Source organism: Janibacter sp. CoH_79_TC_3, assembly GCF_058197955.1.
In genome coordinates, this window is sequence record NZ_JBXWIV010000006.1 from 80640 (window position 1) to 92760 (window position 12121).

9 protein-coding genes are annotated in these 12121 nt (G+C 45.5%); 8 read left to right on the forward strand and 1 reads right to left on the reverse strand.

The window, feature by feature from the left end; genetic code table 11:
- Nucleotides 1–184: 184 nt before the first annotated feature.
- The 5 genes from AC2FA3_RS07620 (at nt 185) to amaA (ending at nt 7748) form a co-directional block, all read left to right on the forward strand.
- Nucleotides 185–1456: a 2-aminoadipate transaminase gene (locus AC2FA3_RS07620; protein ID WP_490509073.1), complete on the forward strand. Its 1272-nt coding sequence runs from the start codon at nt 185–187 to the stop codon at nt 1454–1456.
- A 116-nt stretch (nt 1457–1572) separates the two neighbouring features.
- Nucleotides 1573–3042, forward strand: coding sequence for a 2-oxoadipate dioxygenase/decarboxylase HglS (hglS, locus tag AC2FA3_RS07625; RefSeq protein ID WP_490509074.1), 1470 nt, complete (start codon nt 1573–1575; stop codon nt 3040–3042).
- A 170-nt stretch (nt 3043–3212) separates the two neighbouring features.
- Nucleotides 3213–4703, forward strand: coding sequence for an L-piperidine-6-carboxylate dehydrogenase (gene amaB, locus AC2FA3_RS07630; RefSeq protein WP_490509075.1), 1491 nt, complete (start codon nt 3213–3215; stop codon nt 4701–4703).
- Nucleotides 4704–4982: 279 nt separating this feature from the next.
- Nucleotides 4983–6449 carry a Na+/H+ antiporter NhaC gene (gene nhaC, locus AC2FA3_RS07635; RefSeq protein WP_490509076.1) on the forward strand — a complete coding sequence of 489 codons (1467 nt, stop codon included), beginning with the start codon at nt 4983–4985 and terminating at the stop codon, nt 6447–6449.
- A gap of 12 nt (nt 6450–6461) precedes the next feature.
- Nucleotides 6462–7748 carry an L-pipecolate oxidase gene (gene amaA, locus AC2FA3_RS07640; protein WP_490509077.1) on the forward strand — a complete coding sequence of 429 codons (1287 nt, stop codon included), beginning with the start codon at nt 6462–6464 and terminating at the stop codon, nt 7746–7748.
- Nucleotides 7749–7878: 130 nt separating this feature from the next.
- Here amaA and gcvA read toward each other — a convergent pair whose 3' ends face one another.
- Entirely contained in the window at nt 7879–8820 is a 942-nt protein-coding gene (gcvA, locus tag AC2FA3_RS07645; RefSeq protein ID WP_490509078.1) for a transcriptional regulator GcvA, read from the reverse strand.
- A gap of 106 nt (nt 8821–8926) precedes the next feature.
- Here gcvA and AC2FA3_RS07650 point away from each other — a divergent pair, with 106 nt between their 5' ends.
- The 3 genes from AC2FA3_RS07650 (at nt 8927) to AC2FA3_RS07660 (ending at nt 12029) form a co-directional block, all read left to right on the forward strand.
- Complete coding sequence (locus AC2FA3_RS07650; protein ID WP_490509079.1) at nt 8927–9625, forward strand: cupin domain-containing protein; 699 nt, start codon at nt 8927–8929, stop codon at nt 9623–9625.
- A 1-nt stretch (nt 9626) separates the two neighbouring features.
- Nucleotides 9627–10760, forward strand: coding sequence for a flavin monoamine oxidase family protein (locus AC2FA3_RS07655; protein WP_490509080.1), 1134 nt, complete (start codon nt 9627–9629; stop codon nt 10758–10760).
- A gap of 696 nt (nt 10761–11456) precedes the next feature.
- Nucleotides 11457–12029, forward strand: coding sequence for a TetR/AcrR family transcriptional regulator (locus AC2FA3_RS07660; RefSeq protein WP_490509081.1), 573 nt, complete (start codon nt 11457–11459; stop codon nt 12027–12029).
- Nucleotides 12030–12121 lie beyond the last annotated feature (92 nt).

A 12121-nucleotide genomic window follows, 5' to 3' on the forward strand; every position in this document is an offset into this window, starting at 1 on the left:
AATCTAAAACGCTAAACAAAAAAACTGCCTTAATACGCAGTTTTTTTGTTTTTAAAGAAGTGGTTTGGTGAATAAATATACTGGCAATGACGAAAAGGAATGCTACCACAACTATTATTCGTTTGCTGCCTAAGTGATGTTTTGTTGAAATGAGTCTAACTCAAGGAAGAGATAGAGATTCATCATGGACAAGCTTTATAACGTGACCGATGCCTTTACGATGGTGCATCCGCTCACGCTCATCAAAGGCAAAAATGCCAGAGTTTGGGACGACAATGACCGCAGCTATATAGATTTTGTCGGTGGTATTGGTGTTTTAAACTTTGGTCATTGCCACCCCCACATCGTTGACGCCATCATTCATCAAGCCCAGTCGCTGATTCACTATGCCTACAATGCGGCAGCGCATCAGCCGTATCAAACCTTTATGTCGCGATTATGCGAGCTTGTTCCCATCAGCGGTGAGCTGGCAGGCATGCTCACCAACTGCGGTGCAGAAGCGACCGAAAATGCCATAAAGATAGCCCGTATGAAAACGGGTCGCACAGGCGTCATTGCATTTGATGGTGGGTTTCATGGACGCACACTGGCTGCCGTTAATCTCAATGGTAAGGTCGCCCCTTATAAGCGCGGACTTGGTGCGTTGGCCAGCGGCGTTTATCATATTCCTTTTCCCAGTCCCGATAATAATATCAGCGACGAGCAAGCGATTGAAGCGCTCCAGCGTTTATTTGTGGTAGAAACCGATATCGACAATATCGGCGCCATCATCGTAGAGCCAGTACAAGGCGAGGGTGGTTTTCAAATGATGTCGCCCACCTTTGCGCAATATCTACGTAAGTTTTGTGATGAGCATGGCATGTTACTTATCATGGACGAAATCCAATCTGGCTACGGGCGTACTGGCACGCCGTTTGCTTTTACCCATTTAGGGATTGAGCCTGATCTTATCTTACTTGGCAAGAGTATCGCGGGCGGCTTGCCTTTAGGCGCAGTCATAGGCAAGGCTAGTGTGGTCAACGGTCTACCCAAAGGCAGCTTGGGTGGTACCTATTCCGGCAATCCAGTCGCTTGCGCCGCGGCCAATGCCACGCTTGATATCATGCAAGCCGATGACGTTTGGCGGTCAGCCAAACATTATTCAGAGACAATTCAGACGACTATCAGCCAATGGCAACAAGAAGGTATCTCGCCTTGGTTGTTTGGTCTTACGGGTATCGGTGCGATGCGTGGTATCGAGCTGCGTCATCCTGAGCATGATGTGCATCCGAGTGTGATGGCGCAAGTATTAACCAAAGCGCGTGAGCGTGGTCTACTGCTGATGCCAAGTGGGCAACATCGGCATATCATTCGCTTATTGCCACCACTCACCATAGAACCTGACACCCTAAAAGAAGGGTTAGCTATTCTAAAAGAGGTGCTCATCGCACTTCCTGATGGATTGCCTGCCGCTTAATGTTTAGGAATGTTTAGGAGTGCTTAGGATAGATAGCGCATCGCCATAACCAAATGCTCAAAACCAAATATCGATTACTTAAAAATTTCTTAACCCTATTACAAGGATGTTTATTTGTGAAAAATAATAGCGTCAGTCTAGATGAGGATTTTATCTGCAGCGATGATATACGTCATCATTTTTCTATGGCCATGTCAGCCATGTACCAAAATGAGGTGCCGCTATACGGTGACTTGGTTGATTTGGTCAGTGATGTCAATGCCGAGGTATTGACATCACACCCCGATGTCAAATCACAGCTGCTACATACGGGCGAGATTGAGCGTCTGAGCATGGAGCGCCACGGGGCGATTCGACTGGGTACCGCAGCAGAGCTAAGCATGATGCGCCGTCTCTTTGCGGTGATGGGTATGTACCCTGTTGGTTACTACGATTTAGCGCCTGCTGGTGTGCCAGTGCACTCAACAGCCTTTCGTGCACTTGACTCGCATTCATTGCATAAAAGTCCTTTTCGCGTATTTACCTCGTTATTGCGTTTAGATTTGATTACCGATGCAACTTTGAAACAAGAAGCCGCAGCCACACTGGCGCAGCGTCAGATCTTCACTACTGGCGTCATTGAGCTTATTGAAATTTTTGAGGCGCAAGGTGGCTTGACTACTGAGCAAGCAGAGCAGTTTGTGCAAGAAGCGCTAGAGACATTTCGCTGGCATGATAAAACGCCGGTGGCAAAAGCGCTCTATCAGCGTTTACTAGATCAGCATCCACTTGTTGCTGATGTGGTCGGCTTTAAGGGTCCGCATATCAATCATTTAACGCCTCGAACCTTGGATATTGATGCCGTACAACACGGTATGCAAGCCAGAGGCATACCCTCAAAAGCCATCATCGAAGGGCCGCCACGTAGAGCGTGTCCTATCTTATTAAGGCAAACCAGTTTTAAGGCGCTACAAGAAGCGGTTGGCTTTAAAGTTGCTGATACCTCAGACCCTAGCAATGGGGATTATGAGCAAGGGCATCATACCGCGCGCTTTGGCGAGATTGAGCAACGCGGTGTGGCATTAACGCAAAAGGGTCGCGCGCTTTATGATGAATTATTGGCTGCAGCTCGCTGCCAGCTTGGCGCTACCCCAAGTGAGGATAATGCGGCTCAGTACAATCAAATTTTAGCCGAAGTATTTACCGCTTTTCCTGATAATTATCAAACTCTACATGATGAGGGGATGGCGTATTTTTATTACCAGTTGACGGATAGCACCCTAGATTCTGAAGATGGTCAAGCATTATTGGCCGCTACCTTAACCAATGATGATTTGAATAAAGTGCCTAATGCTAAGCTGAGCGCTCTGATTAATGACGAGGTGCTTCGCATTGAACCTATCGTTTATGAGGACTTTTTGCCCGTCAGTGCCGCCGGCATTTTTCAATCAAACCTACAACAGACGCAGCCAAACCACTATGACGGTTACTCAAGCCAACAAGAGTTTGAGCGTGATTTAGGTTCCGCCATTTATGATGAGATGGCATTGTATGAAACGATGCAAGCTCAAAGCCTTGAGCAGTGCCTGTCTAGTGTCAGTATTTAGTACAAATTATGCTAGAAATATCTAGCGTATAGCCGACTTATTAGCACGTCATTCCAAAAAGGAATGACTGCAAGAAATTTATTATTTTGCAACTTAGTAGGTAGCAGGGTAATTTTATAAGTCAGTCAAGGACGTAGTAAACCATTATACCAATATGCAAGGGATTGATTATGATTAAGCAATATATGTCTGCAATGGGCGTAGAAGAAGCACACTATCAAAATGGCGACTTTGAAGTCACCACCCCAATTGATGGCTCAGTCATCGGTAAAGTTACATTAGATACAGTCGCTGACGTCGATACTAAAATCCAAAATGCCAAACAAGCTTTTCAAGAATGGCGTGTCGTTCCTGCCCCTAAACGTGGTGAATTGATTCGTCTATTGGGTGAAGTCCTGCGTGAGCACAAAGAAGATCTAGGTATCTTAGTATCATTAGAAGCTGGAAAAATTAAAGAAGAAGGCCTTGGCGAAGTTCAAGAAATGATTGATATCTGTGACTTCGCCGTGGGCGTATCGCGCCAGCTTTATGGTCTAACCATCGCCTCAGAACGCCCGGGTCACCACATGCGTGAGACATGGCATCCACTTGGTGTCATCGGCGTCATCTCTGCCTTTAACTTCCCCGTCGCCGTTTGGTCTTGGAACACTGCGTTGGCCATCGTCTGTGGCAACCCTGTCATCTGGAAACCTTCAGAAAAAACCCCGCTCGTCGCCTTAGCGTGCCAAGCATTATTTGAAAAAGCGTTGGCAAAATTTGGTGAGGCACCAGCACATTTATCGCAAATCATATTGGGCAAGACCGATATCGGTAATGCCTTGGTTGAAAATAAAGACATCGCTTTAGTCAGTGCCACCGGCAGTACACGCATGGGCCGAGAAGTAGGACCGAAAGTGGCTGAGCGTTTTGGTAAATGTTTGCTTGAGCTTGGTGGTAATAACGCCATGATTTTGGCACCCACTGCCGATTTAGATTTGGCGCTACGTGGCATTCTATTCTCAGCAGTAGGAACGGCAGGTCAGCGTTGCACCACCTTACGCCGTCTGTTTGTTCATGAGTCGGTCAAAGACGATATCTTACCGCGCGTTAAGTCTGCTTACGAGACGGTGAGCATCGGCCATCCGCTTGAAGGCAATTTGGTCGGTCCACTGATTGATGAAGACAGCTTTAATAACATGCAAGCGGCATTAGAAAAGGCTCGTAAGACTGGCGGTAAAGTCACAGGCGGCGACCGAGTTCTGATGGATAAGTTCCCAGATGCTTATTATGTGACCCCTGCGATTGTTGAGCTTGATGAGCAAAATGACGTAGCACGTAGTGAGACGTTTGCACCGATTTTATATGTCATGCCCTATAAAGAGTTTGACGATGCGCTAGCGATGCAAAACGATGTGCCACAAGGGCTGTCATCTTGTATTTTTACCAATGACTTACGTGAAGCTGAAACTTTCCTCAGTGATCGTGGCAGTGATTGTGGTATCGCTAACGTCAACATCGGCACCAGTGGTGCTGAGATTGGCGGTGCATTTGGCGGCGAAAAAGAAACCGGCGGTGGTCGTGAGTCAGGTTCAGACGCATGGAAAGCCTATATGCGTCGTCAGACCAATACGGTCAACTACTCAACCGAGCTACCACTCGCGCAAGGCATCAACTTTGGCTAATAACAACGGTATGTCACTAATAAATAGTGTCATTTAATAGTCTTTATCAATCACGTGTTGTGATGTTTGTTAAGTAGGCTCAGAGCCTATTTAACAAACCAATTATCAAGTATTTTTATTTTATTAATAAAGCCTGCGGAAGTGATGAATAAATATTCATGATTTCAAAAACAGGCTTTTTATCCCCTTTTCAGAATTATCGGCAGCCATGGATTGGTTGTTTCTACTACTGTTATTTTTATGGTAGTAGTTTCCACTACTAAGGAAGGTAGGTGTCTTATGATTGATAATAAACCTTATGACGAAGCTAAAGATGGCTATGGTCCGTCTTCTAGTTTTTTATTAGATATTGCACCTCTGGTGTTGACTGCCATTATTCTGATGGTTCAGTTTTTTGTATTCAAAGATTTTACCCCTCACATTCCTTTGGCTTGCGGTATTTTAATTACTGGCTTGTTTATGAAGCTGCGGCGCCGTGACTGGCATGGCATGGAAGAGAGTTTCTTGAAGGTCGTTAAAATCGGTCTACCTGCCATGATCATCTTGATGGGCGTTGGTATGCTCATCGGTGCTTGGATTATCGCTGGTACCGTTCCCACGATTTTATATTATGGCTTTAGCATTTTTTCTCCCTCGTCATTCCTAGTCTCTGTTTGTCTTATCTGTTCCATTATATCTGTCGCAACGGGTACCTCGTGGGGCACGGTCGGCACGGTTGGCCTTGCGATGATGGGTATTGGGCTAGGCTTGGGCATTCCGCCGTCACTAACAGGCGGTGCTATTGTTTCTGGCGCTTTTTTTGGTGACAAAATGTCTCCATTATCTGACACCACCAACTTAACACCAGCCGCTGCCGGTGTTGACCTTTGGGAACACATTCGCGGTATGTTGCCCACCACGGTACCTGCCATGGTGACTGCCCTAATTATCTATGCTTGGATTGGGATGGGCTACGGCGCGGAAAATGTTGATTTAACATCAATCAGAGACATTCAAGCCTCACTAGCAGCTAACTATAACCTTAGTATTATTACTTTATTGCCTGCTGTTGTCGTTGTCATTGCGGCGGTGATGAAAATGCCAGCCATTCCAACAGTATTATCAGGTGTGGTGGTTGCAGGCTTAGTCGCGTTCTTTATGCAAGGCGTGGGTGTTCACGATATCTTTAACGTCCTACAAAATGGCTTTGTCAGTAAGACTGGATTTGCTGTCGTTGACCAACTGCTGTCTAAAGGCGGTGTCATGTCGATGACATGGGTTGTGACCTTAACCATATTTGCCTTAGCATTCGTCGGCGCCATTGAGCATTACGGTACGCTCAAAGCCATCATGGCAAAAATCAATAAAATGGTGAAATCGAGATTCGGTTTAGTGATTACCACTTATGCTAGCACGCTCGGTGTGGGTACCCTCATCGGTGACGTCTATACCACACTGGTGTTGCCAGGTCGTCTATTGAAAGATAAATATCAAGAGATGGGCTACAAGCGCACGACGCTTACCCGTTCTATCGAAGATACTGGCACTCTGTTATCTCCCCTTATTCCTTGGAACATGGGCGGTAGTTTCGTCGCCGCAACCCTAGGTATTGCGACACTCACTTACGCGCCATTCGCTTTTGCTTGCTGGTTATCGCCTCTATTTGGTTTGTTATGGGTGGTCTTGAACAAATTTATCCCCCGCGAAGAACCTACTGTTAATAAAGACACAAGCGAGCTTCCCACTGTAGACAATGTGTTAATTTAGAAGGAATATGAGATGTTGCAAGAGCAATGTTTGTGGAATATGACCGCACCCCTTATCGATACCTACAGCCAGATGAATAGCGATACTGAAGCAACTATCTGTATCATAGGCGGCGGTTATACAGGGTTATCGGCTGCGATTCATTTGGCAGAAAAAGGCGTCAAAGTTATCCTCTTAGAGAGCCATACGATAGGCAGTGGCGGCTCAGGAAAAAGCGTAGGGCTCGTCAATGCAGGTACTTGGGCGCGCCCTGATGATTTGAATATTGCGCTAGGCGAAGCGGCAGGTGAGCGTCTGACAGAAGCCCTCGGACAAGCGCCAAGCTTAGTGTTTGATTTAATCAAACGTTATAATATCGACGCCCAAGCCACTCAAGCCGGTAATATCCACATGGCACATAACGCTAAAGGTGAAGTCGATGTCGATATTAGATACGAGCAGCTTAGCCGTCGCGGTGCGAATGTTGAGGTATTAACCGGCAGTAAATGCCATGAGTATTGTGGTACCAAGAATATCAATAAGGCACTACTCGATCACCGTGCTGGTACCATCAATCCTTTGGCTTATGTTAGAGGACTGGCAAAAGTGGCAAAAGATCTTGGCGTCACTATCTATGAGCATTCCGCTGTTGAAGCATTAGAAAAGGTGGATGGCTATTGGTATGCAAGGACTTCTAAAGCGCGCGTGAAATCTGAGCGCGTCATTATTGCGACCAACGCTTATACCGAAGGCGAATGGACAGAAATTAAAAAGACGTTTTATCTGGTTTATTATTATCAGATTGCATCTGAGCCGCTCAGCGGAGAGGCGGCAGATCGTATTTTGCCATATAAAACAGGGGCATGGGATACACGCTTGGCCTTGTCTAGCTTTCGCCGTGATGACGATGATCGCCTATTATTGGGAACGGTAGGTGGTACACAGCTTAAACCAAAATCCTTTTATCAATCATGGGCCAATGCGGTGCAAAAAAGCTATTATCCAGATTTGCCAGCATTTAAGTGGCAGTATGAATGGACTGGTAGCTTTGGCTTTACGCAAGATCATATTTTTCGAGTCATGGAGCCCGCTGAGGGTTTGCTGACAGCAACGGCTTATAACGGTCGCGGCATTACGACAGGCACGCTAATGGGTAAGTGCTTTGCAGATTATATAATGACGGGTAATAGAGACAATATTCCCTTACCATTTAAGACTTTAGAAGAGGCAAAAGTCTCTTTTGGAAGCATTAAGTCAGGCTTTACTGAGCTGGGATTGACTTTATATCATGCGGGTCAATGCTTGAGAATCATTGGGTAGGAAAGTTGGATGGGGAATAAGAACACGCCCTATTCTGAGAAGAATGCTGAACTTTGCCTAAACCGCTGAATAGGTTTAGGCAGTATTTTTCTCTAAATTGAATCTCCTATACCTTTTTATATTGAGCTGACTATACATAAATAAATTTGTTCTCATGAGTGGACAACACTTCTGCAAATAGCCAATCGCGAAAGGCTTTAAGCTTTGTCATATTGGCAGATTCCGCTTGATAAACGACGTAATAAGCCAGTGGCGAGCTAAAGGTAATCTCAGGAAATAATCGCACCAAACGTCCGGCAGCGACATCATCACGTGCCATCACACTACGCGCCAACGCAACACCATGACCATTAATGACCGCTTGTAGCACCGCTGCTGAGTTATTGATTTGCATCCCTCGCGAGGTATCTACTTTGGTGAGCGCTGCATTGGTTAAACTTGCTTGTGCAAGCCAATCATCCCACGAAGGAAAACCAATATAACCATCCATTGAGCGGTCATGAATGAGCGTTTCTTGGGTCAAATCAAGCGCGCTTTTTCCTTGTAATAATTGCGGCGAGCAAACCGGATAAATCTCTTCTTCCATCAGCTTTTCGCTCAGCAATCCTGCCCAAGTGCCAGCTCCGTAGCGCACACCGATATCCACTTCTTGAACGGCAAAGTCTATCGATTTGGCACTGGTATCAAGCCGTACATCGATATCTGGTTGTAGGCTTTGGAATCGATCGATACGCGGCAACAGCCATTTAGCGGCAAAGGCAGGACTGACGGTCACCGTGAGCACGCCGCTATTTGATCCTGCTTGTAACTGCGCCAATCCTTGTGCCAAGTTATCTAAGCCCGCCCGAATATGAGGCAATGCCAGCTCGACTGTTTTTGTGGGGATTAAGCGCGATTTACCACTGGTTTTGCGATAAAACAGCGGTAGTCCTACCGAATCCTCCAAACTACGAACCAGTTGTCCAACGGCAGCAGGAGTCACGTTTAGTTCCTCTGCTGCCGCAGAAAAACTTTGATGACGGGCGCTCGCTTCCAAGGCACGTAGGGAATTTAAATACACAACTTTCTTCATAGCGACAAATATTTTCTTTTAGATAAGTGAATATTATCTCGTTTGTTAACCGATGTAAATCAGTTGATAATTGACGGCATTAAACCTTATCTTTGGAAAATACTCTATGCTTATCAATGCAGATTTTACCTGCCGTGCTTCATTAGCGCCCGAACAATATCAATGGGTGTCATCACCGCAAAATGGTGTTGAACGGGTCATGCTTGACCGTGTCGGCGCAGAAAAAGCCCGTGCCACCAGCATTGTGCGCTATGCTCCTGATTCTTATTTCCCCCATCATTTGCACCCGGGCGGCGAAGAGATTTTGGTGTTGTCGGGTACTTTTTCGGCAGATAATATCGATTATCCAGCGGGTTGGTACTTACGCAATCCACCAAACTCTGGCCATCAGCCCTATAGTAAAGAGGGCGCGGTTATTTTTGTCAAACTTTGGCAAATGCCAGCAGAAGAGGCACGTTATGTCGCCATCGATACCAATGATGCGGCAAATTGGCAGAAACAAGGTAATCGTGATGTTTGTCATTTATTTTCAGACGCCAGCGAACAGGTCAGCTTAAAGCGCTTAAATGCTAATGAAGTACTATCTACTGACGCAGTCAAAGGCGGCGCAGAGATACTAGTGCTAGACGGCGAGTTAATAGATGATGACATAATTGATAATGCTCAAACCTATACTCGCGGTAGCTGGATACGCTTACCAGTAGGTGCGCTGCCCAAAATAAAAGCAGGCGCGCAAGGTGTTACGGTTTATCTCAAAACCGGTCATCTTTCTCATATCATCGGCGCTGACGTGGAAGGAGTGTAATATGCAAACAGTATCTGTGGCGATTATAGGTGGTGGCTTAAGTGGCTTGTATGCGGCTTATTTATTAGAGAAAAAAGGTGTTGATTATGTGCTATTAGAGGCGCGTCCAACCTTGGGTGGTCGTATTGTGACAGCGCGGCCAACGGATTTAAATACTGCACAAATAACAGATAACATGAACGGCTTTGATTTGGGACCATCATGGTTTTGGCCAGAGTATCAGCAGCAGTTGGCGCGTTTGACTGATGAATTGCAATTAGAGAGTTTTGCCCAATTCGAAGAGGGCGATATGTTGGTTGAGCGTTCGCCTAATGAGCCTGCTATGCGTACACATGGCTATAAAAGTGCGCCGCCGTCTATGCGGCTTAAGGGTGGTATGGCGACATTGATTGAAGCACTTTATCAGCGTTTAGATGCCACGCGAATTTTGACCAATCAAAAAGTGCATCAGTTGCATCATACTGGGCAGTATATTGAAATCACTAGCGAAGATGAGTCTGGGCAAGTGGCTCTTTGTCAGAAACAGCAGTGGCAAGCGCAGCATGTGTTACTGGCGCTACCGCCTCGATTGGCAGAAGAAAGCATAACCTTTGAGCCAGCTTTACCCGCTAATATCACGACACAGTGGCGAGGAACGGCTACTTGGATGGCGCCGCACGCTAAGTACCTTGCTGTTTATGACAGTCCGTTTTGGCAAGAACAAGGATTGTCAGGCTCAGCACGCAGCGGACAAGGACCAATGGTTGAGATTCATGATGCATCGGTGGCAGATGGCAGCGGGGCATTATTTGGCTTTATAGGTGTACCTGCAGCCGCACGCCAAAGTGTCTCCGCAGAAGTATTGAAGGCGCATTGTCGTGCGCAACTGGTGCGTTTATTTGGGGAGCAAGCAGACTCGCCTAAGGCTGAGTATCTTAAAGATTGGGCGCAAGAGCCATTTACGGCAACCGCTACCGACGCTAATAGTGATGGTCAGCATGCCGCTGCACCTATGTCTAAAGCGCTATCTGGCGTATGGGAAAACAGTCTGACCGGTATTGGTAGCGAGTGGTCAGAACAGTTCCCCGGTTATATTGCGGGTGCTATCGATGCAGCAAGTATCGGCGTTAAAAATTTACCTGAGTTGATAGTATAGTCAGTTCAAAATAAAAGCGCTACGTTATAGCTATGTGCGACTGGTATAAATTTTCCTTGCTTGCTGTTATCACAGAGGCTACGAAAAATTCATCCCAGTCGCACTGTATCAATTTTAAAGTAATTGCACTATAGCTGATTGATAATGCCAGTCCTGATACTTAATAATCTCTGTCAGGCTACTTGATTTAAAAATTCAAAATTCACTTCTCTTTATATTTAGATAATGCAGCTTTATCTAAGCCAGTGTGGTCTAAACCAGCATCTTCTAAAATAGTATTTTCTCAAACAATTTTATCTAAAATAGTGTTCTGTAAAACCCAGATACATACTAGCCCTTCACATTGCTGTATTATTTCTATAAAATACCGACCGTGTGGTTTCTTTTGTGCGATATATAATTTCATCCTTATAAAACTGCTCTCTAAGCTTAGGATAAATAAATAATCCATATTCTCTTTAAGGCGGAAAATCCACAGCTGGGTCTTAGTATCACTAATGAGAGCTTATGACGAGCTTGCAAGAGTCATCATTTTTTAAATGCTTGGCGCGAGATATTTATTAAAGACTGGTTATACGGCGGTAGTTGCTATCACTAGCATTGTCAAAATTGTCAGAATGATTGGTGGCATAGATAACGGCATGGTGGCGACAAACTTACTCTCAAACTCTTTGGTGCATGAACATCGAGATAAAAATGAAAACAGAAAATGCTTATAAACGTAAAAAACAGCCAGAAATCGTACGTCGTGCGCTGCTTGATCAGGCAGCACGCATCACGCTAGAGCAAGGGTTGTCTAAAGTCACTTTTCAAGCAGTGGCTGATGCGGTTGGGGTGACCAAAGGTGGGGTGATGCATCATTTCACCACCAAGAATGCGTTGATTTTGGAAGTATTCCATGACGCGATGAAAAATTTTGAGACAGAGGTCGATACGGCGATGGCCAAAGACCCAGTGCCTTATGGTTCGTTTACCCGCGCCTATATCAATGCCACGATTAGCTTAGGCGAAAAAGGGCAGGAAGAGTTTGATAATCAAGCAACCTTATATGTATTGATGCTGGCGGACAGCGAGCTGCGCAAGCTGTGGGCTGAGTGGTCAAATGCGCAATTAGATAAGCATAAACCAACTGATAATACTGAAACGCTATGTATGGTGCGTCTGGTCGCTGATGGTATTTGGCTCTCTGATTTTTCCGGCATTAATATATCCGATAAAAAATCATTACGTGAGCGCTTGCTAAAAATGACCCAACCTGAGCATGAGTAAAACGCTAGTTTTCCTTTGATTCAAAAACAATGCTTTAAATGCGTCGCTTCAAGCGTTTATCAAAGAAATACTTAAAGAAACACTGAAAGAAA